The following is a 21163-nucleotide window of genomic DNA, read 5'->3' on the forward strand; positions in this document are numbered from 1 at the left end:
TGAGCCCAGCGGCATGTCGCGGCGGCGCAACGCGAACAGCCCGCCGGCGGCGGCCACCGGGCCGGCTCCGGCGAGAACGTCCCGCCCGGTAGGCGCTGGAACAGCGAGGTCCCAGCACCCCTTCGTTCCACCGCACGCCGATCCCACCGGCGACAGCAGCAGGAACCCCGCCACAACTCCCACGCCGCCGGGAAGCGCGGGGCGAACCCGTGTAGGCGCGACCCAGCGAAGCCACGAGCTCGGCTTGAGCGTGCAGCGCGTCACCCCTCGGCACGGTGCCCCGGAACGTCGATGAAGGTGTGCCACGGGGTGACCCGTCCGGTGATCGCCGCGAGCTGACCGGCCGACAGGTACCGGCGGGCGTCGACGGGCATCGGCTTCAGGGTGGCGAGGGAAGAGCCGGCATGGCCGCCTCGGCCGGCCGGGCGAGCAGCCCCGGAGGCGCTGCGCCGACTCCTCCGGGCGCACGGCCTCGGCCTTACGCCGGCGAGCTGCGCGGTCAGCAGGCCGCGCAGGGAGCCGAGGTCCTCGCCCGCGTTCCGCAGCACGGCGGCCACCTCGCCAGGGACAGGCCCAGCCAGGACAGCGTCCGCACGCGGTGGAGCCGGCGCACGTCCGCCTCGGCGTACCGCCGGTGCCCGGCCGGCGTCCGTTCCGCCGGGGGAACCAGCCCGATCCGGTCGTAGTGGTGCACAGTCCCTTCGGGGCTTGATTTGTCCACCGGACAACGGAAAAGATCCGACCGTGCATGTGACAACGTTGTCAGGAGGAAACCGATGAGAGCGCGGACGCGCGTCCTGGCCACCCTGCTCGCCGGGGCCACCACCGTGGCCCTCGCGACCCCCGCCGAAGCTGCCGGACCGAGGTTCGCCGACGACCCCACGACCCTCGTCGACACCTCGATCGGCAACAACGGGGACGGCACCACCTTCCCGGGCGCCACCACCCCCTTCGGGATGGTCCAGCTCAGCCCGGACACCCAGCTCAAGAAGTACGCGTCCTACGACTACGCGCAGGACACCACGCTCGGCTTCAGCCACACCCACCTCTCCGGCGTCGGCTGCCAGACCATGGGCAACTTCCGGTTCATGCCGACCACCGGCGCGGTCACCAGCAGCGATCCCGCGAAGTACGGCGCCGAGTTCAGCCACGCGAACGAGACCCGGCAACCCGGGTACTACGGCGTGAAGCTCGACAACGGCATCGACGCCGAGCTGACCGCCACCCAGCGCACCGGCCAGCACCGCTACACCTTCCCGGCCGGCGCGACCAGCGAGAACGTCCTCATCGAAGTCGGCGAGAGCAACGGCTACACCTACGCCGGCGACGTCCACGTCGTCGGGGACGACACCGTCGAAGGCTGGCTGCAGGGCGGGAACTTCTGCTGGGAGACGCAGAAGGAGCGCTACAAGGTCTTCTTCAGCGCCAAGTTCGACCGCAGGTTCACCGGCTTCGGCACCTGGACCGACACCAAGCTGACCGCGAACCGGCGTGACGCCAAGCTCGGTTCCCAGCGCGCCGGCGCGTGGCTCACCTTCGGCAGCGACAAGAGCCAGGTCGGGGCGTCCGTCGGGCTGTCGTACACCTCCATCGACGGCGCTCGCCTCAACCGCGGCGCCGAGCAGCCCAAGTCGTTCGACAGGGCGCGGAAGGCCGCCCACGACACGTGGGAAGACGAGCTGAACCGGCTGCGTGTCGCCGGCGGGACGACCGCCGACCAGCGCACCTACTACAGCGCGCTGTACCGGTCGTTGCTGCACCCGTCCGTCGGGTCCGACGTGGACGGTGCCTACCGCGGCTTCGACGACGCCGTGCACCGCAGCCGTGACACGTACTACCAGATGTTCTCGTTGTGGGACACCTACCGCTCGCAGAACCAGCTGGTCGCGCTGCTGCACCCGGACAAGGCCGCGGACATGACGAAGTCCGTCCTCAAGATCTACCAGGACGGCGGCTGGGTCCCGCGCTGGGCGCTCGCCGGCGGCGAGACGAACGTGATGAGCGGCGACCCGGTCACGCCGTGGGTGGTCGACAACTACCGCCGTGGCCTGCTCGACGACCGGACCGCGCGCCGGCTGTTCGACGCGTTGTGGCGCAACGCCAACGAAGTGCCCGCCGATCAGTCGATCTTCCGCGGCCGCGACGGCAACCCGACGTACGTGAAGAACGGCTGGATCGGCTACCAGGACCTGCCCGGCTACACCTACGGCGACACGCGCCAGGCCGGGTCGGCGACCCTCGAGTACGCGCTCGCCGACTGCGCCCTGTCCACCATGGCGGCCGGCTTGGGCTACCGCGACAAGGCGGCGACGCTGCAGGCCCGCTGCGGCAACTTCGCGAAACTGTGGGACACCAGCGTCGAATCCCACGGCTTCACCGGCTTCCCGCGGACTCGCGCCGCGGACGGCACCGGCGTCGGCGACCCCGACCCGGCGCAGTCCGTCGGCTTCCACGAGGGCACGCCGTGGCAGTACCAGTGGCTGGCCCAGCAGGACACCGCGAAGCTGTTCGGCCTGATGGGCGGCCCGGCGCAGGCGGAGAAGCGGCTCGACACCTTCTTCGACATGCCGTTGCTGCTCACCGACCCGGCGAAGGCCGCCAAGGACTCCTGGGTCCACGGCGCGTACGACTACCACAACAACTTCGCGTTCAACCCGAACAACGAGCCCGACCTGCACGCACCCTGGATGTACAGCTGGACCGGGGCGCCGTGGAAGACGTCGGCGGTCCTGCGCGCGGCGCGCACGCTGTTCACCGACACGCCGTACGGCATGCCGGGCAACGACGACCTGGGCACCATCTCGTCGTGGCTCGTCTTCGGCATGACCGGCGTCTTCGAAGCCCAGCCGGGCTCCGGGACGTACCTGCTGAGCACGCCGATGTTCGAGAAGGTCGAAATCCGCCCGGCCGGCGGCCACAAGGTCGAAATCGAGGCGCCGGGCGCGAGCGCGGCGAAGCTGCAGTACACGAAGGAGGTCCGGATCGGCCACCGCGGCTACGACCGCAGCTGGATTTCCCACGACGACCTGCTCCGCGCGGGCAAGATCCACTTCTCCCTGAGCGACACGCCCACGGGGTGGGGCACGAAGGCGGCACCGCCCGCGATGTAGGTCACCGGCGGGGCCCGGACAAGGCGGTGCAAAACGTGCCTCCACGTGCGGTGCCCCGCCGTTTCTGCTGAGCTGGGGGCATGCCCGACCAGAAACCGACCGCCACCGAGCGGTTCTTCCGGATCGCGATCGCGATCAAGGGCCTCGACGGCGCGCTGCAGGTCGTCGGGGCCCTGATCCTCGCGTTCGTCCCGGCGGCGGCCGTCAGCGGGTTCACCCACGCGGTGATCACCCGCGACCTCCTCGGCGACCCGTCGGGCACCCTGGCCCGCCACCTCGAGTCGGCCACGGAGAACTTCCTCCACGGCGACACGAAGACGTTCGCCGTGGCGTACCTGCTCGCCCACGGCCTGATCAAGCTGGGCCTGGTCTGGGCCCTGGGCCGCAAGATCGTCCGAGCCTACCCGATCGCGGCGGCGATTCTGGCGGCGTTCGTGGTGTACGAGATTTTCCGCGCGGTACACACCCACTCGATCGCGCTGCCGTTCTTCGCGGCCTTGGACGTGGTGATCATCGTCCTGGTGCTGCGGGAGTACCGGCAGCTCAAGCGCGGGGCCTAGGGTTCACGCGGCGACGGGAAACCGGACCGTGGTGCTGTCGGCCGCCTCCAGGGGTTCGACGTAGAGGGCAGTCGCGTTGTCCGAGCCGCCGCGGGCGAGCGCGGCTTCGACGAGTTCGGCGGCGCCCGCGCCCGGGCGGGCCAGCACCGCGCGGATGCCGGTGCCGGTCAGCGGCTTGTGCACGCCGTCGCTGGTCAGCAGCAGGCCCGTGCCCGTGGTCTCCGCCGTGCCGATCTCGTGCGCTTCGGCGGTGCGGACGCTGGTCGTGACGACGTGCTCCATCCGCGGCGTCACGGGCTGGTGGCGGGCGCGGAAGTACTCGGCGAGTATGTGGTCGGTGGTCAGGAGGCCGAGCGCGGTGCCGTCCCAGGCGTACGCGCGGGCGTCACCCACCCAGGCGATCCGGTACCCACCGTGCCCGGCCGGCATGGCGACGACGAGCACGGCGTCCCCGGTCGTCTGCTCCCGGACGGCCCGCTGCGCGGCGAGAACGGCCTCGATGGGTCCTTTGTGGACGTCGGTCCGGGCGGCCGCCGCGGCGGCGATCCGAGCGGCCTGGGCGGCGGCCGGTTCGTCCCCGACCCCGTCGGCGAGCGCGAAGGCGATCCCGGGGCCGCCCGCGGCGGCGTAGGCCCCGACGGCGTCGGCGTTGAGCGAGCGCGGCCCCTGCGCACTCGCGGTGTGCCACCGTGGGTGACCCGGACGTGTGGTGATCATCGTGGCCTCCTCGTCCCCTCTGCCCGCCATGATCCGCGCTCCACCTGTGGGGCGTCTGAGACTTCCCTGTGCGGGCGGGGCCGGTCCGCGTACCGTGGGAACGGGGTGGGGGCATGGAGTTCCGGATTCTCGGGCCGCTGGCGGTGTCGCGCGCCGACGGCCGGCCGGCCGCGCTCGGCGGCCGCAAGCCGCGGACGTTGCTGGCGGCGCTGCTGCTGGCTCGCGGCCGCGTGGTGCCCGACGAGCGGCTGGTTTCGCTGCTGTGGGATGGCGTCCGGCCCTCGACCGTCGACGCGCAGGTGTGCACGTACGCGTCCCGGCTGCGGAACGCCCTCGGGCGGCCGGCGCGGCTCCTCCGGTCAGGCGGCGGTTACCTGCTGGCGCCGGGCGGGACCGTCGACGCCGAGGAGTTCGAGCGTCTGGCTTCGGCGGGCCACGACGAGCTGCGCGCGGGCCGGCCGGTCCGCGCGGCGGAGCTGTTCCGCACCGCCCTTCAGCTGTGGCGCGGCCCGGTGCTCGCCGACGTCGCCGAACCGCTGCGCGCGGGCGAGGCGGCGCGGTTCGACGAGCTGCGCCTGGCGGTGCTGGAGGGCCGGCTCGAAGCCGAGGTCGCGTCGGGCGACCACCTGCGCGCGGTGCCCGACGCGACGGCGTTCGTCCTCGAGCACCCGCTGCGCGAACGCGCCCGTGCCGCGCTCATGGCGGCGCTCTGCGCGAGCGGCCGCCCGGCGGACGCCGTCGAGGTGTACCACGACGGCCGCCGCCTGCTCGACGAGCGGCTCGGGCTGGCACCGGGCCCGGCGCTGCGGGCGGCGTACCAGCGGGTGCTGGGCGGTCAGGCCGGGTAGGGCGAGGACTGGAAGTCCCGGTCGAGCTCGGCGGGCGACCGCCGCAGCCAGTACCGGGCCTCGCGCTGGACCTGCTCCCGCGGCAGGGCGGGGTTGACGTGCCGGTGGTCGGGCTTCGCGATGGACTGCAGCCCCCAGGCGAACCCGACCATCGGGTCGATCCGCGCCCACCGGTGCCGGTCGATGCCGAGCAGCATCTGCGCGCGCTGGATGACGTGCCAGAAGTGGTAGCTGCCCGGCGGGTTCCCGTTCATGGTGTGCACTTCCGACTCGGCGTCGGCGCGCCGCGGGTCGAAGAGAACGCCCTGCCCGAAGTAGGCGAAGGCGCTGACGAGCCCCGTTTCGTCCCAGCGGTAGAAGCGGTCGAAGTTGTCGAGCTGCAGCGTCGACAGCGTGCGCAGCGGCTGTTCCACCGGCTTCGCGAACTCGGCGTAGTTGTGCGGGTAGCCCGGCTCTTGGCTCAGCTCCCGCCATTTCTGGTAGAGGCCTTCGGGCGCGTTCTGCCGGAGGTACGCGCCGAGGGCGGTGTAGGCGTCCGTGACTTCCTGCGCCGGGTGGTACAGCGAGATTTCGTCGAGCTGGTACCAGAGTTCGTTGGCGCGCCGGTCCCCGAGCATCCCGGGAACGGGCGGCAGGCCGGGATCGGCGAGCGCGGTCCCGGCGCCGGCGGCGGTGAGCGCGACCCCGGCCACGGCGACGGCCCCGACCTTGAGCAGACTGCGGCGATCCATGTGTCCCCCCTGCTGCGGCGGTCCCCTGCCGCCGTTCGCCGCCAAGGTACGGACGATTCCTATACTTTCTCTGTACGGTCCCTCGGGTGGACGACCACGCGCACCGGACGGTGCGGCGCGCGGCGCCTGCGCGCGAAGGGGCCGTGAGCGGACTCACGACCCCTTCACGGAACTTCAGCTCTGCAGGTCGTACACCGTCTGGCCGTCGACCGTCGTCGCGGTGAAGTTCGCCGTCACCCACTCGGTGATGTCCGGCGAGCCGCCGCCCGGACCGCCACCGCGGCCGCCTTCGATGTAGTACTTCACCTCGCCCGCGGCCACGTACGCCTTGAACTCCGCCAGCGTCGGGGCCGGGTCCGAGCCGCTCCAGCCGCCGATGCCGATCACCGCCTTGCCGCTCGCCAGCTCCAGCGACGCCGCGCTCTGCGAACCCGTCGTCGCCGCGGCCCACCTCGTCGTCGTCTTCGCCAGCAGCGAGCCGACGGCGCTCGAAGCGGAGTCACCGCCGAAGCCCCCGCCGAAGCCGCTCGACGTCGGGCCCGACGTGGGGATCGACCCGCTGTGCGCCACCGACGCCGTCTCGACGCCGTACGCCGCCGACGACACGCCGAGCGTCAGGACCACCGCCGCCGCCACGACCGCCACCACCCGGCGCGAAGCCGGCACGCCCATCACCAGCACCGTGCCCACCAGTACCCCGAGCACCGCGACGACCCACCGCAGCGCCGGGAACCACTCCGGCGTCCGGTCCAGCAGGATGAACGACCACACCGCGGTCGCCACCACCATCCCGGCCAGCACCGCCCGCGGCGCGAGGTGCGCGCGGCCCTGCCACAGCGCGCGGCCCGAGATCGCCACGAGCGCCGCGATCGCCGGGGCCAGCGCGACCGAGTAGTACGGGTGCACCGTGCCGCTCATGAAGCTGAACACCAGCGCCGTAACGACCAGCCAGCCGCCCCACAGCAGCAACGCCAGCCGCGTGCGGTCCGTCCGCGGCGCGCGGCGGGTGAACCAGAGCCCGGCGACCAGGCCGAGCAACGCGGCCGGCAGCAGCCACGAGACCTCCGTGCCGAAGCTGGCGCCGAACATCCGGAACAGGCCGGTCGACCCGCCGAACCCGGTGTTGCCGCCCATGCCGCCGCCACCCATGCCGCCGCCGTTGCCCTCGCCGCCGAAGATGCGGCCCAAACCGTTGTAGCCCAACGCGAGTTCGAGCAGACTGTCCCCTTCGGACCCGCCGATGTAGGGCCGCGACGACGCCGGCCACAGGTCCACCAGCGCGATGAACCAGCCCGCCGAGACGACCAGCGCCACCACCGCGCCGCCGAGGTGCAGCAGGCGCCTGCCCGGCGACGCCGGTGCCGCGATCAGGTACACCAGCCCGAACGCCGGCAGCACCAGGAACGCCTGCATCATCTTCGTCAGGAAGCCGAACCCGAGCGCGGCCCCGGCCAGCGCCAGCCACCGCGGGCTCGCCGTTTCCGTGGCCCGCACGACGAAGTAGGCGCCCGCCACCATCAGCAGCACCAGCAGCGCGTCCGGGTTGTTAAAGCGGAACATCAGCGCCGCGACCGGCGTCACCGCCAGCATCGCCCCGGCCAGCAACCCGGCGACCGGGCCGGAACTCCGCTTCACCGTCAGATAGAGGATGCCGACGGACGCGACGCCCATCAGCGCCTGCGGGGCCAGCACGGTGAAGCTCGAAAAGCCGAAGGTCCGGGCGAACGCCGTGCCGGCCCACAGCGCCGCGGGCGGCTTGTCGACGGTCAGCACGTTGCCCGAGTCCAGCGACCCGAACAGCCACGCCTTCCAGCTCTGCGTCCCGGACTGGACGGCGGCGGCGTAGAACGAGTTGCCGTAGCCGGACGCGGTGAGGTTCCAGAAGTACAGCACGGCGGTCGCGGCCAGCAGCCCGAACGCGGCCGGGCGGACCCAGCGCGGGGGCGCGTGCGCGTCGAGCTCCTTGCGGTGCCGGGGTTCGGAAACCGGGGCGGGCAGGACGGCGGTCATCAGTACTCCTTCTGGGGGGTGGCCTGGCGGCGGGGGTTGAACACCCAGCCGCGCAGGAGCAGGAACCGGAGCACCGTCGCGGCGAGGTTCGCCAGCACGAGCACGGTGAGCTCCAGGACCAGGCCGGGGGTGGTGGAGCCGTGGAGGAGGGCCAGCGAACCGCTGGTCAGCGCGAGCCCGAGGCCGAACACGATCAGCCCTTCGAACTGGTGGCGCCCGGCGCCGGCGCGGCCGCGGATGCCGAAGGTGAGCCGCCGGTTCAGCGCGGTGTTCCCGACCGCGGTCACCAGCAGCGCGGCGAAGTTCGCCGGCTGCGCGCCGACGGCCGTCCGCAGCAGCAGGAACAGCACGAGGTAGGCGAGCGTGCTGCTGACCCCGATGGCGGCGAACCGCACGAGCTGCGTCACCAGCCGCGGGGGCACGCCGGGCGCGTCGACCCCGATCGGCTGCCGGCCCAGCTGTTCACGCAGCCGGCTGACCGGAATCTCGCCGGTGAAGGTGGCCCTGGTAACGCGGACGATGCCCTTGAGGTCCTCGGTCGCCGTCTTGGCGATGTGGACCGACGAGTCCGGGTCGTCGACCCAGTCGACCGGCACCTCGTGGATCCGCAGCCCGGCCCGCTGGGCCAGGACGAGCAGTTCGGTGTCGAAGAACCACCCGGTGTCCACGACGTGCGGCAGCAGCTCGCGGGCGACGTCGGCGCGGATGGCCTTGAAGCCGCATTGCGCGTCGCTGAACTTCGCGGCGAGGGTGGAGCGCAGGATCAGGTTGTAGCAGCGCGAAATGAACTCGCGCTTCGGCCCGCGCACGACGCGCGCCCCCCGCGCGAGCCGGCTGCCGATGGCGAGATCGGAGTGCCCGGACAGCAGCGGCGCGACGAGCGGCCCGAGCGCGGCGAGATCGGTGGAGAGGTCGACGTCCATGTAGGCGAGGACGGCGGCATCGGAAGCCAGCCAGACGGCGTTGAGCGCGCGCCCGCGGCCCTTCTCGTCGAGGTGGTGGACGGCGACCTCGGGGAACTCCCGCGCGAGCCGTTCGGCCACCGGCAGCGTCGCATCGGTGCTGGCGTTGTCGGCGACGGTGATCCGGAACGGGTAGGAGACGTGCTCGGCCAGGTGGGCGTGCAGCCGTCGGATGCACGGTTCGAGGTCGGCCTCTTCGTTGTGGACCGGAATGACGACGTCGAGAACAGGCTGCGGACCGGCCAGGTCGACCGGAACGCACCCGGGCCGCGATGCGGAGGCGGTGGCTGTCATGCCCCCACGGTCGCGCCCGCCGCTTTGGTGACGGTGTGATCTCTCTGTGCGATTCCTGTGCGGTGCCCGGCGCCCGGGTTCCGGACGCCGGGCGGGCGCTCAGCTGTGCGCCCGCAACGGCACCACGTTGCTCGGCAGCACCGCCCGGGGCTCCCGCGGGGCTTCGGTCGGGCTGATCGTCAGCGTGACCAGGCTTGCGTACCTCGGGTGGCGGTCCACGTACACCTCCGGGACCGCGCAGGCGGCGGCCAGGACCGTGCGGTGGCGGTGCAGGTGCTCGAACGCTTCGCGGCCGTACAGCGACACCACGATGTCGCCGCCCCGGGGACGGCTCCACAGGATCGCCGGGCGGCGGCCGCCCGGCAGGCGCAGCTGCGGGAACGCCGCCCGCAGCCGGTGCTGGAGGACCACGGCGTGGATGCGGGCCCGCACCCGGTGGCGTCGCAGCACGGCCCAGCCGAGGGCGGCGGCGAAGACCGCCGACGTCCACAGCGGGCCGGCCCACAGCACGAACGTCACCGCGCCGTAGGGAAGCAGCGTCACGGCCAGGATCTCCCATCGCCAGTGGTACAGCCGCAGTGGGAAGGCCGGTTGCGTGCTGGTCATTTCCGTGCTCCGTCCGGTCGGGCGGCGGCGCAGGGCACCGCCGAGGTGGCGCAGGAGACGTCCGGCACCGGCCGCCAGCACGAGGGCGGCGACGATGACCGGCCCGGACGTCATGTCGGGATCCGGGTTTTGGGGGCGGGCTCCGGTTTGCGGTCGCGTTCGCGGCCGAGCTGCCAGGTCCAGCGCCACCCCGCCCAGATCGCGGCGGCGGACCCCAGCAGCACGAGCACGAACGCCTGGCCCACCAGCCCGTCGAGCGGGGCGAGCCGAAGCAGCACCAGCAGCGCCCACAGCTGCGAAGCGGTGAAGGGAATGACGAGACCGGCGGCGTAGACCCCACGGCGCCAGCGGCTCCGGGGCGGGGCGGTGGTGTACGAGTCCATGAAGCCCTCCTCCTCTGCGTGGATCCAGCAAACCTCCGGCTCGCCGTGCGTTCTGTGTCAGCTGACACAGAACGCGGGATTCAGCTCGCCAGTCGTCGAAGTTCGGCCAAGCGGTGGATCGTCACCTGTCTTCTGCCGGTGCTGATGACCCCCAGCCGACGCAGTTCCCGCGTCGCGCGTGCCCAGGACTCGCGGGAGATCGCCGCGGTCATCGCCAGCTCGGCCTGCGTGGCCGGGACCGCGATCCGGATGTCCTCACCGCGCGGCACCCCGTGCTGGACGGCCAGCTGCATGAGCTGCGCCGCGACCCGGCGCGCCGCGGCCCCACCGCCGAGGTCAAGCCACTGCCGGCCGACGGACCGCAGCCGCCCGGCCATCACGACCAGGAGCGCCCAGGAAATCCGCGGCCGTGCCCGGCACAGCGAAGCGAACCGCTCGCCGGCGACTTCGAGCACGTCGAGGTCGTCCAGCGCCTCGACGGTCGCCGACCGAGGCAGAGCGTCGATCGCGGCGAGCTCGCCGATGATTTCGCCCGCACCGCGCACCCCGACGACGACTTCGCGCCCGTCCGGCGTACCATGGATGATCCGCACGTGCCCGGCCAGCAGCACCAGCACGACATGGGTGTGGTCGCCTTCCCGGCACACGGTTTCCCCGCGCCGGTAGGAACGCCGCGTGGCGACGTCCGCGAGCGCGTCCCGATCCGGCTGCGGCAGATCGGCCCAGAATCCGGTCGGTTCCACGGTCCCCACCTCATTTCGCGCTACGCGGTCATGTCCTCCTGGCGTCGGGCGGCTTCCGGGAGGTGGATCCACCCGCGGAGCCGCTGGGTGCCGACTCTGATGGCCACCGCCGGGGCGAAGGCGTCCTGATCGATCCCGGGGTAGCCGTGCCGGACGACCGAGCGGTGCATCTCCGGCGAGATGACGAGAACGAGCGGGGCGGCCGTGATACGCAGCTGCCGCCGAAGCTCCCGCGCGTCGACGAACCGGCAGACGATGTCGACGTCCTCGCCGTACGGGCCGCGCCTGTCGTAGTGCACCTCACCGGCGTGCACGGCGACCCGCAGCCGGAAGGCGAGGTCCGGATGGGTTTCGGCGTGCTTTTCGAGCAGCACCGCGAGCGCGGGGACGACGGTGGTGAGCAGCACGGGCTTCGGCGCCTGGTCGACGGGCCGGATCAGGCAGAGGGCGCCATCACCCCGGTCGACGAAGGCGTCGCGGAACTTCTTGGTGATCCCGGCGGCCAGGAAAGCTTCGTCAAGCAGCTCGAAGAGGACGAGGCGGAGCTGGGCCCGGGCCGGGTTGGTGCGCATCGTTGAGCCTTCGATGTCGACCGCCACCATGGCCCGGTGGAGGGGAACGTGCTGCGCTGGGGTACTCATGGCCTGCTCCTGCCTTCAGGTCAAAACTGAAGTTCAGTCAACTTGACTGTAGGTGCTGGAGTGCCCTGGAACAACTGAGATGAATCGGGTGTTACCTGTTTGATTCGCGGATATTACGTCAGATGTAACGGTTCAGTTCCAGCTACTGCGAGCCGCCGATCAGCCTTCGACTCACGGGGAGTAGTATCTGTGCCCTCGCCCACAGTACTGAAATTTCCTGAAGGGTGGCGGATTGTGTCCCCAGCTGCGCCGCGGCCCGCACTTGCGCGCCGTCTCAAGGAGCTCAGGGAGGCGCATTGGCCGGATGCGGGCCTCACGCAGAGCCAGCTCGCCAAGGCGCTCGGTGGCGTCAGCATCTCCCTGATCTCGTCGTGGGAGAAGGTCGAGAAGCCCGTCCGTCCGCCGATCAAGCGGCTCGAGTCCTACGCGACGCTGTTCGCGACCCGGCGGTCCCTGGACGGTGGCCGCGTTCGCCTCCTCCACCTGGAGCACCTGACGGACGAGGAGCAAGTCGAGCGTAAGGAGCTTCTGGAAGAGCTGCTGCGGCTGCGCGAAGGACGGGAGGCCGCCGTGGCGAATCCGGTGACGGACGTGTGGACCTATCCCGCGGGCGAGGATGTCACCATCGTCTGCGCCGAACTGCCGCGTGAGCTGCGCGTTCATCTGGAGTATGTGGATCCGGAGAGTGCCGATTTCGTCACGCTCTACACTTACGCGGACCCGGACGCGTTGATCGAACTGTATGGACACATCCGGGCGAAAAATCCCGAAAACCATGTCGGCTTCCGCAAGACTGAGGAGCTGACACCCGACGACTACACCACTCACCTCGTACTCCTCGGTGGCGTGGACTGGAACACCGTCACCCGCGACGTCATCGAGCGCGTGGACCTGCCGGTGAAACAGGTCGTTCGTGCCGACGAAGCTCCGACCAGCGAACCTGGCGGCTTCCGGGTGCAGCGTGACGGCGGGAGCGTGCTCTTCCCGCCACTCCTGGACAGCGAAGGTCACCTGTTGGAAGACGTGGCACATTTCTATCGGGGTGTAAGTCCCTTCAACCGAAAGCGCACTGTGACCGTGTGCAATGGTATGTACGGTCGTGGCACTCTCGGCGCGGTCCGCGCGCTGACTGATCGCAGGTTCCGCGATCGCAACGGCGACTACCTGCGCACGCGGTTCGCCGGTATGGAGTCGTTCAGCATCATCAGCCGGGTTCCCGTGATCAAGGGACAGGGACTGACCCCGGACTGGACGATGCCGGAGAACCGGCTGCACGAGTGGCCCGCATGAACGCGCGGCAGCACACTTCGCACCGGGAGCTGCTCACGCCCTTTGCGACGGGTGCCGCGCACGCGTCCCTCGACGCGATCATCGTGCCCAACGGCCGGCCTGCGGGCTACCTGCTGCAGGCCATCGAGGCGGCGAGGCGCCTCGATGCGCACCTCGTCCTTCTGTGCAGCTTGCGGGCCGACGCCGCTCTTGCGGCCCAGCGGGCGAAGCGGGGCGGGGTGGCGGTGACCGCCATCGACGTCACTCAGCTGCCCCGTTCCGTCGTGCCCGAATTCGCCACCGACCGGCTGCTGTTACGGAATGATCTGCACCGGATGGTGGACACAAGCCTTAAACGGAACCTCGGTCTCCTGCTCGCGCGCCTGGCCGGGTGGAAGCGCATCCTGTTTCTCGACGACGACATCGTCCTGCCGGACCCGGCGGACCTCACCACGGCGGCCGGGCTCATCGACGGTGACTACGCCGTCGTGGGGCTGGCGAACGGCGGGATGCCGGACAACTCAGTCGTGTGCCACGCGCTCCGGGCCATCGGGGAAGCGCAGGACACCTTCATCGGCGGCGGCGCGCTCGTGGTGGGCAAGCCCGCGTTCGACTCGTTCTTCCCCAACATCTACAACGAGGACTGGTTCTTCCTGCTCGACGGGGAGAAAATGCGGCCGTCGGCGGTCACCGGGCTGGCGATCCAGCACCCTTACGATCCGTTCCGCAACACCTGGCGCGCTCGCGGCGAGGAACTCGGCGACACCCTCGCCGAAGGACTGTTCGGCCTGCTGGACAGCGGTGACGGGCTCGCCGCGGCGGATGAGGACTACTGGAAGGTGTTCCTGCCCGACCGGCGCCGGATCATCAGCGGCACCATCGCCCGGGTGGAGAACTCCGACATCGAGACCGGCCCCAGGAGCAGGATGGTCGCCGCGCTCAAGGCGGCGATCGGCCGCAGTCACCTGATCACGCCGGACCTCTGCGTGCGCTACATCCGTGCCTGGCAGCGTGACCGGATCAGCTGGTGCCACCACGTCCAGGAGCTCGACATCCGGCATCGGAACGGGCAGGGCATCGGGAAGGCCCTCGCCACCCTGGGGATCAACCACCTGGCGGAGTCGGGTCTCACCACCCGCGCGAAACGCCGATCGGGCTCGACCCGGACCGGGGCGCGGGGGTGACCGGCGTGAGGTCCTTGACCAGCACGTAGCAGTCCTCGGGCTCTTCCAGGACTCGGCCGTCCGGCAGGGTTGCCCGCGCGTAGCAGATGACCTCGCCGTGGCCCCAATCCCGGTAGCCAAGGCGCCGGTACAGCCGGGCCGCGGCCGGGTTGTCGGTGCGCACGCCGAGGGCGACCCGTTCCCGGCCGCATTCGGCGAGGTACTGCTCCACCGCGGCGACCAGAGCCGCCCCGACGCCGAGGTTGCGCAGGTCGGGGCGGACCTGGAGGTGCGTGAGCAGGGCGACGCCCGGCAGGTGCCGCCGGATCGGGCGCTCCTCGGCCTCCTCCAGCCACAGGTAGACGTCGCCGGCCGGGCGGGTGCCGAGCCAAGCGAAGAAGAGCACGCCGAGGCCGTTGCGCTGGCGCATCAGGCGGTCGACGAGGAAGTCCCCGTCGCCGATGGCGGCGGTGAACGGGAGCAGGTCTGCGAGGCGGGCCGGCCGTACGTGAGGCTCGGTCATCTGCAGAAACTCCTGTCCACCGGGGCCCACCAGTGTGCCGGAGCCGCCCGGTTCTTGACCAGGCCGGACGGGTGCCGGCCCCTGCTTTCGTCGGTGGGCCTGCTCAGCGGGTCGCGGTGAGGTCGTAGACCGTTACACCGTCCACAGTAGACCCCTGGTACGTCGAGGCCACCCATTCGGCGATCTGCTGGGCCGCGTCCGAGCCGCTGGAACCGCGCATCGTCATGCCTTCGCCCAGGAAGTAATGAATCCTTCCGCTCGCCACATACCCCTGGAACTGTGCCAGCGTCGGGTACGGGTCCGTTCCGTTGAAGCCGCCCACCGCCAGCACCGGGGCGCCGCTCGCCAGCTGGTAGCCCGCCGCCGCGTTCGACAGGACCGTTGCCGCCGTCCAGGTGTAGCGGGGTGCGTCCTGCTGGAGCAATGCCGTCAGGGATGCGCCCGGCAGCGTTGTCGAAAGCAGGGAACCCGGGCCGCCGAAGCCGCCGGGACGGAAGCCGGATGACGGGCCCGCCGACGGGATCGCGCCACTGTGCGTCGTCGACGCCGTCTCCAGCGTGTACGCCGCCGTGCCCGACAGGGCGACCACCAGCGCCAGCACCGCCACCAGCGAGGCCGCCCAGTGGGTCAAGTGAGCCGCGAAGAACAGGGCCACCGCCGCCAGGAGCCCGCCCACCAGCACCGCCGGGGCCAGCCACGACGAACCCAGCAGCAGGTACGCCGTCAGCGCCGTCAGCGCGACACCGCCGCTGAGCAGCCCGGACGCCGCCGGGTGGGCTCGGATGCGCCACAGCTGGACCGCCGCCGTTCCGGTCAACGCCGCCACCGCCGGGGCCAGGGCCACCGTGTAGTACGGGTGGATGATGCCGCCCATGTAGCTGAACACCCCGGCCGTCACCAGCAGCCAGCCGCCCCACAGGAGCAGCGCGGCCCGGGACGGGTCCGTGCGTGGGGTCCGGCGGGTGAACCACAGGCCCGCGCCCAGCGCCAGCACCGCCGCCGGGAGGAGCCACGCGATGCCGCCCGCCATCTCGCTGCCGAACAGCCTCGTCAGGCCCGTCGAGCCCCACCCCCGGCCCGCGCCGCCGCCGACGCTGCCCACCTCGTCGCCCGTGATGCGGCCGAAACCGTTGTAGCCGAAGATCAGCTCCCACAGGGAGTTCGTCTGGGACCCGCCGATGTACGGCCGCGACGCCGCCGGCCACCGGGCCACCACCACCAGGTACCAGCCCGCCGCCACCAGGACCGACACCAGCGCGCCCAGCAGGTGCAGCAGCCGCCGGCCCAGCGGCGCCGGCGCCGCGACCAGGTAAGCGAGCGCGAAAGCCGGCAGCACCAGGAACGCCTGCAGCATCTTCGCCAGGAAGCCGAAGCCGACCGCGACGCCGGCCAGGGCGAGCCAGCGCGGGCTCGCCTTCTCCAGCGCGCGCACCACGCAGTACGCGGCCGCCACCAGGAGCAGGACCAGCAGCGCGTCCGGGTTGTCGAACCGGAACATCAGCGCCGCCGCCGGCGTCAGGGCCAGCACCAGGCCCGCGACCAGCCCGGCCGCCGGGCCGGACGAACGGCGGACCGTCGCGTACAGCAACCAGACCGAGCCCACACCCATCAGGGCCTGCGGAACCAGGATGCTCCACGCGTTGACCCCGAACAGGCGCGCCGAGAGGCTCATCACCCACAGCGCCGCCGGGGTCTTGTCGACCGTGATCGCGTTGGCCGCGTCGCTGGAGCCGAAGAACAGGGCCTTCCAGCTCTGCGAGCCCGCCTGCGCGGCCGCCGAGTAGAACGCGTTGGCCCAGCCAGAGGCGCCGAGGCCCCACAGGTACAGCACCGCGGTGCCGAGCAGGAGAACGGCCAGGAGCGGCCGGTGCCATGAGCGGCCTGAAGGGGGCACAACGGTTTCGCGGGACGCGACGGCGGCTTCTCGGGGGCTCGGGGTCGTGGAATCCCCGGACCGGGGCGAAGCCCCGGATGTCACTGCGGTCATGAGCTCAGCTTCCGGTGCCCAGCTGGGGCCGGGTTGTGCCGATGCTGTGCACCCGCTGTGCGGGGACGGCCACGGGCAGGCGCACCGCGAACTCCGTCCGGCCGGGCCGGCTGTGCACCTCGATCGTGCCGTGGTGGGCCACCACGACGGCCGACGCGATCGCCATGCCGAGCCCGGTGCTGCCCGCCGTGCGGGAGCGGGACGAGTCGCCGCGGGCGAACCGCTCGAAGACGTCCGGCAGCAGGTCCGGCGCGATGCCGGGGCCGTCGTCGGTCACCGTGAGCACCGCGCTGCCGTCGCCCGACCGGGCGAGGGCCGTCGTCACCGACGTGCCGGGCGGGGTGTGCGTGCGGGCGTTCGCCAGCAGGTTGCCCAGCACTTGGTGCAGGCGTTGGACGTCGCCGAGCACGAGCACCGGCTCCGGGGGCAGTTCCAGGAGCCACCGGTGCCCGTGCCCGGCGACCCGGGCGTCGCCGACGGCGTCGGCGACCAGGCGGGTGAGGTCGACCTCGCGCACGTCCAGGGGACGGCCCGCGTCGAGGCGCGCCAGCAGCAGCAGGTCCTCGACGAGCGCCGACATCCGGACGGCTTCGGACTGGATCCGGCCCATCGAGTGCGCGACGTCCGGCGGCACCAGCGCGCTGCCGCGGGCGGCCAGCTCGGCGTACCCGCGGATGGCCGCCAGAGGGGTGCGCAGCTCGTGGCTGGCGTCCGCGACGAACTGCCGGACCCGGATTTCGCTGTCGTGGCGCGCTTCCAGGGCCTGGGCGACGTGGCCCAGCATCAGGTTCAGCGCCGAGCCGACCTGGCCGACCTCGGTGCGCGGGTCGGTGTCGGCCGCCGGGACGCGGATGGACAACGCCACCTGGCCGCGGTCGAGCGGCAGTTCGGTGACGCGCCCGGCGGTGGCCGCGACGCGCTCGAGCGGGCGCAGCGTGCGGCGGACCGCGAACGCGCCGAGGACGGCGACGCCGAGCACGCCCGCCGCGGCGACGCCGAACAGGATCAGCCCGACGGTGAGCAGCGTTTCGCCGACCGGCTTCATCGGCAGGCCGGTCACCACCACCACGTCGGAAGTCCCGGTGACGGGCAGCGCCATCAGCCGGTACTCGCCGAGGTCGGTGAAGGACATCGTGTGCGGCTTGCCGTCGGCGGGTACCGACAGCATCAGGGCCTGCTGGTCCGGCGTGAGGTTCAGGTGCCCGCCGTGTTCGGAAATGCTGTCGTCGTGGACGAGCAGCCGCCCCGAGAAGGTGGCGCTGACCGTGCCGACGTTCTGCCCGAGCGGGTGCTGGCCCAGCTCGTCCGGCGGCGGGCCGCTGTTCTGCGGGTGGGCGTTGCTCGCGAAGACCAGCGAGCGGTTCGCCGCGGCGGACAGCTGCTGGTCGATCTGGCGGGTGAGGAAGAGGTCGAGCGCGAACTCGCTGACCACCCCGACGAGCAGGCACACCACGGTGAGCAGCACGACCATCGAGCCGGTCAGCTTCGCGCGCAGCGAAAGCCGCCCCCGGCGGGGGCGTGACGGGACGGTTCGCGCGGCCATGGACCCAGCGTCCGTCCGTGCCGTGTGTGCGGGTTGTGTGCTGCCTGTGAGGCGGCTGTGCGGTGACCGGCCCGGTGCGGGATGTCCGGTTCCTCCGGTCACAGGAACGGCTGACGGCGGGCACAGTCCGCGCACAGCGAACGGCTCCACCGTGGACCGCACCGACGGATCTCGTTGAGGAGCAACCACCATGACCACACCGCAGGCACCGTCCACTCCGGACCAGACGTGGGGCGGGGCGCCCGCGCCGGGCCAGGCCCCGAAGCCGGCCTGGTCGCCGGGCAGGAAGGTCGCGGCGGGCGCCGTCGCGGCGGTGATCGTGGCCGGCGGGGGAGCGGCGATCTGGGCCGCGTCGTCATCGGCGGCCACCGACACCCAGGGCGGCATGATGGGCGGCCCCGGCGGCGGCATGGGTGGCCTCGGCTCGGCCCTGCACGGCGAATACGTGTCCTCGGACGGGAACGGCGGGTACGTCACGAAGATCACGCAGACGGGTGAGGTGACGGCGCTGAGCGCGACGTCGCTGACCGCGAAGAGCGACGACGGCTTCTCGAAGACGTACACGATCACGTCGGCGCAGGCGACGGGGCTGGCGACCGGCGACACGGTGACGGTGGTGGCCACGGAGTCGGGCAGCACGGCCACGGCGACGTTGGTGACGGACGGCGAGGCGGGCGGCCAGGGCCAGGCCCCGGGCGGCGGCCAGGGCACGCCGCCCTCGGGCGGCCCGACCCGGACCGGCTGACCCGGCTGATCGGCGGCCCGGTTCGCAAGCGCCCCAATGTGGCGTTGGGTGCGTGGGATGCACCGAACGCCGCGTTGGGTGCGCTGGATGCACCGAACGCCGCGTTGGGTGCGTTGGATGCACCGAACGCCGCATTGGGTGCGCTGGACGCACCCAACGCCACATTGGGGGAGTCCGGGCGGTCAGCGGCGGTCGTAGTCGACCGCGACCTCCGGGGTCGTCGCCCGGGAGCGGCACGTCAGGATCCGGTTCGCCGCGACGTCCTCCTCCGTCAGCGCGTACCGGACGTCCATGTCCACCTGGCCGTGCAGCAGCGTCGCCCGGCACGTGCCGCACGCGCCGCCGGTGCACGAGTACGGCACCTCGAAGCCCGCCCGCAGGGCCGCGTCCAGCACCGTCTCGCCCGCCTGCGCCGGCACGCACGTCGTCGCGCCGCCCAGGGTCACCGCCACCGTGGCCGCCGCGCCCGCCGGGTCGCTCGGGGGTGCGGCGCCGCGGAACAGTTCGAAGTGGACGCTCTCCTCCGGGACGTCCGCGTCGGCCAGGGTGCGCCGGGCCATGTCCAGCAGGCCGCGCGGCCCGCACAGGAACCACTCGTCGACCTTCGCCGGGTGCAGCCGGTTCTGCAGCAGCGCGCGCAGGCGCGTCCCGTCGAGCCGGCCGCGCTGGTAGCGCTCGTGGGAGATGGCGAGCGCCTCGCCGACCGTGTCGAAGTGCCGCGGCCGGTGCGCGTGCAGGTCCGGGTCGCGCTCGTCGGTGCGGTAGTGGACGACGTGCAGCCGGCCGCCGAACCCCTCGGCGAGCGCGCTCAGCTCCGGCGCGAACAGCGTCGTCGCGCCCGACGTGTTGACGTACAGCAGCGTCGCCCGGCTGTGCGGCTCCGCGGTGAGCGTGCTGACCAGGATGGACAGCACCGGCGTGATCCCGCTGCCCGCCGCCAGTGCGACGTAATGCGCGGTCCGCGCCGGGTCCGGCACGTGCGTGAACGCGCCGGACGGCGGCAGGACGTCGAGGAAGGCGCCGGCGGCGAGCGTCGTGGTCGCGAAGCCGGAGAACGCGCCGCCGGGCCGCCGCTTCACCGCGATCCGCAGCTCGCCCGGGTCCGCCGGTGCGCAGATCGAGTACGTCCGGCGCACCGGATGGCCGTCGACGACCGCGCGGACGGCCACGTGCTGGCCGGCGGTGAAGCGGAACTCCGCCGCCAGGTGCGGCGGGACGTCGAAGGTGATCGCGACGGCGTCGGTGGTCAGGGGCCGGACCTCGCGCACCCGCAGGCGGTGGAACCGGCTCGGCCCGAGCGCCGGCGGTTCGGGGTCGGGGTCCTGGTCGCCCAGGTCGTCGGCCAGCCGCCGCCAGGCGCGGTACTCCGCCGGGGTCAGCTCCCGGCCCCACGCCGTGATGATCGGGACGTCGCGGGCGAGGTAGGCGTCCCGGTTGTCCTGCCACGCCCGCAGGTAGCGGTAGAACGGCACGGCCGGGTGCAGGTGGTGCACCAGGTGGTAGTTCTGGTACAGCATCATCGGCGTCATCAGCCACTCCAGCCCCACCCGCACCCGGGTGGTGCCGAACTTGTCCCGCGGCTTCGCCGCCGGCAGGCCGTGGTGGGGCAGCCAGTCGAACCACCACGCGAGCACGGCCAGCCCGATCCGCTGCGGCAGCACGTACCCCAGCAGCAGCTCGGTGCCGTGGCCGCAGGCGACCAGGACCGCGGCGGCGACGAACGCGAGCGACGGCGCCACGATCGTCTCCGCCCGCTCCGGCGCGGGCCGGCCCTGCACGCGGGACGTGTAGAAGTGCGCGTACCAGAAGTCGATGGTGAGCCAGCGGAACGGCAGCGACCACCAGGCTCCCTGCGACGTCCACGCGTCCGGATCGGTGTGTGAGTCCGCGTTCGTGTTCCGGTGGTGTTCACTGTGGACGAACCGCAGCAGCGGGAACGACGCGTACGCGGCGACGAACGGCATCGCCAGCCGGCCGAGCAGCTCGTTGATCCATGTCAGCTTTCCTGCGGCGTGGTGGGCCGATTCGTGCACCACGGTGAACATCGTGAAGGTGACGATGGCGTGCAGCGCCACGGTGTACACCGGCGGCGCGATCCCGGCCAGCAGCAGCCAGGTCGCGGTGACCCACAGCGCGACGCCGCCGGCGAACAGCAGGAGCGTCGGCACCGACAGGCGCGGCAGCGGGATCCGGGGCGAGGGCACCGAACGACGGCCCGGCGCTCCGGACGGGGCCGGCGATCCGGACGTCCGGGAGCCACGCGGCGGGGTATCGACGACGGGCATCGAGCGGTCTCCTCGGTCGAGAAGCTCCTGGCGAGGCGGGAGT

At 72.1% G+C, this 21163-nt stretch carries 19 protein-coding genes; 6 read left to right on the top strand and 13 right to left on the bottom strand.

Translation table 11 applies throughout. The annotated features are described in order from the left end of the window. Positions 1-499 precede the first annotated feature (499 nt). Positions 500-721, bottom strand: a complete 222-nt coding sequence (locus C2L59_RS48675) for a MerR family transcriptional regulator (protein ID WP_233223318.1) — start codon at positions 719-721, stop codon at positions 500-502. Positions 722-776: 55 nt separating this feature from the next. On the opposite strand from C2L59_RS48675, the gene C2L59_RS07270 reads away from it, so the two are divergent. Both C2L59_RS07270 and C2L59_RS07275 read left to right on the top strand, forming a co-directional pair. Then, positions 777-3110: a GH92 family glycosyl hydrolase gene (locus C2L59_RS07270; RefSeq protein ID WP_233223319.1), complete on the top strand. Its 2334-nt coding sequence runs from the start codon at positions 777-779 to the stop codon at positions 3108-3110. Positions 3111-3190: 80 nt separating this feature from the next. Then, positions 3191-3670, top strand: coding sequence for a DUF2127 domain-containing protein (locus tag C2L59_RS07275; protein WP_103348728.1), 480 nt, complete (start codon positions 3191-3193; stop codon positions 3668-3670). A gap of 3 nt (positions 3671-3673) precedes the next feature. Here C2L59_RS07275 and C2L59_RS07280 read toward each other — a convergent pair whose 3' ends face one another. Next, entirely contained in the window at positions 3674-4387 is a 714-nt protein-coding gene (locus C2L59_RS07280) for a PP2C family serine/threonine-protein phosphatase (protein ID WP_103348729.1), read from the bottom strand. Positions 4388-4500: 113 nt separating this feature from the next. Between C2L59_RS07280 and C2L59_RS07285 the strand changes: the two genes are divergently transcribed. After that, on the top strand, positions 4501-5235 hold the full coding sequence (locus tag C2L59_RS07285; protein ID WP_233223320.1) for an AfsR/SARP family transcriptional regulator: 735 nt from the start codon (positions 4501-4503) through the stop codon (positions 5233-5235). Here C2L59_RS07285 and C2L59_RS07290 read toward each other — a convergent pair. From C2L59_RS07290 to C2L59_RS07320, 7 genes are all read right to left on the bottom strand, one after another. Then, the gene (locus C2L59_RS07290) at positions 5223-5966 is read right to left on the bottom strand and encodes a hypothetical protein (RefSeq protein ID WP_103348730.1); all 744 of its coding nucleotides are present in this window, start codon (positions 5964-5966) and stop codon (positions 5223-5225) included. The genes C2L59_RS07285 and C2L59_RS07290 overlap by 13 nt on opposite strands. Positions 5967-6140: 174 nt before the next feature. Beyond that, positions 6141-7976: a glycosyltransferase family 39 protein gene (locus tag C2L59_RS07295; RefSeq protein WP_103348731.1), complete on the bottom strand. Its 1836-nt coding sequence runs from the start codon at positions 7974-7976 to the stop codon at positions 6141-6143. After that, on the bottom strand, positions 7976-9232 hold the full coding sequence (locus C2L59_RS07300; protein ID WP_103348732.1) for a bifunctional glycosyltransferase family 2/GtrA family protein: 1257 nt from the start codon (positions 9230-9232) through the stop codon (positions 7976-7978). The genes C2L59_RS07295 and C2L59_RS07300 overlap by 1 nt, the downstream gene beginning before the upstream one ends. 99 nt (positions 9233-9331) lie before the next feature. Beyond that, positions 9332-9952 (bottom strand): hypothetical protein, encoded by a 621-nt coding sequence (locus tag C2L59_RS07305; RefSeq protein ID WP_199198958.1) that lies wholly within the window; start codon positions 9950-9952, stop codon positions 9332-9334. After that, positions 9949-10221, bottom strand: coding sequence for a hypothetical protein (locus tag C2L59_RS07310; RefSeq protein ID WP_103348733.1), 273 nt, complete (start codon positions 10219-10221; stop codon positions 9949-9951). Before C2L59_RS07310 ends, C2L59_RS07305 begins: the two co-directional genes overlap by 4 nt. Before the next feature lie 80 nt (positions 10222-10301). Then, positions 10302-10964 carry a Crp/Fnr family transcriptional regulator gene (locus tag C2L59_RS07315; protein ID WP_233223321.1) on the bottom strand — a complete coding sequence of 221 codons (663 nt, stop codon included), beginning with the start codon at positions 10962-10964 and terminating at the stop codon, positions 10302-10304. A gap of 20 nt (positions 10965-10984) precedes the next feature. Then, positions 10985-11605: a hypothetical protein gene (locus tag C2L59_RS07320; RefSeq protein WP_103348735.1), complete on the bottom strand. Its 621-nt coding sequence runs from the start codon at positions 11603-11605 to the stop codon at positions 10985-10987. A 234-nt stretch (positions 11606-11839) separates the two neighbouring features. Between C2L59_RS07320 and C2L59_RS07325 the strand changes: the two genes are divergently transcribed. Further along, positions 11840-12895: a helix-turn-helix transcriptional regulator gene (locus tag C2L59_RS07325; RefSeq protein WP_233223322.1), complete on the top strand. Its 1056-nt coding sequence runs from the start codon at positions 11840-11842 to the stop codon at positions 12893-12895. After that, complete coding sequence (locus tag C2L59_RS07330; protein ID WP_146060285.1) at positions 12892-14058, top strand: hypothetical protein; 1167 nt, start codon at positions 12892-12894, stop codon at positions 14056-14058. The genes C2L59_RS07325 and C2L59_RS07330 overlap by 4 nt, the downstream gene beginning before the upstream one ends. Here the strand turns inward: C2L59_RS07330 and C2L59_RS07335 are convergent. The 3 genes from C2L59_RS07335 to C2L59_RS07345 all read right to left on the bottom strand — a co-directional run bounded on the left by C2L59_RS07335 (position 14003) and on the right by C2L59_RS07345 (position 18090). Next, positions 14003-14560 carry a GNAT family N-acetyltransferase gene (locus tag C2L59_RS07335; protein WP_103348737.1) on the bottom strand — a complete coding sequence of 186 codons (558 nt, stop codon included), beginning with the start codon at positions 14558-14560 and terminating at the stop codon, positions 14003-14005. The genes C2L59_RS07330 and C2L59_RS07335 overlap by 56 nt on opposite strands. A 103-nt stretch (positions 14561-14663) precedes the next feature. Beyond that, a complete protein-coding gene (locus C2L59_RS07340; protein ID WP_233223323.1) occupies positions 14664-16547 on the bottom strand; it encodes a glycosyltransferase family 39 protein in 1884 nt (627 codons plus the stop codon). Positions 16548-16551: 4 nt separating this feature from the next. Beyond that, positions 16552-18090, bottom strand: a complete 1539-nt coding sequence (locus C2L59_RS07345) for a cell wall metabolism sensor histidine kinase WalK (RefSeq protein ID WP_103348739.1) — start codon at positions 18088-18090, stop codon at positions 16552-16554. A gap of 190 nt (positions 18091-18280) precedes the next feature. On the opposite strand from C2L59_RS07345, the gene C2L59_RS07350 reads away from it, so the two are divergent. Next, the gene (locus tag C2L59_RS07350) at positions 18281-18835 is read left to right on the top strand and encodes a hypothetical protein (RefSeq protein ID WP_103348740.1); all 555 of its coding nucleotides are present in this window, start codon (positions 18281-18283) and stop codon (positions 18833-18835) included. A 182-nt stretch (positions 18836-19017) separates the two neighbouring features. On the opposite strand, the gene C2L59_RS07355 is transcribed toward C2L59_RS07350, so the two are convergent. Next, entirely contained in the window at positions 19018-21120 is a 2103-nt protein-coding gene (locus C2L59_RS07355) for a fatty acid desaturase (protein WP_103348741.1), read from the bottom strand. Positions 21121-21163 lie beyond the last annotated feature (43 nt).

The organism is Amycolatopsis sp. CA-128772 (assembly GCF_002904295.1).
Lineage (GTDB): Bacteria > Actinomycetota > Actinomycetes > Mycobacteriales > Pseudonocardiaceae > Amycolatopsis.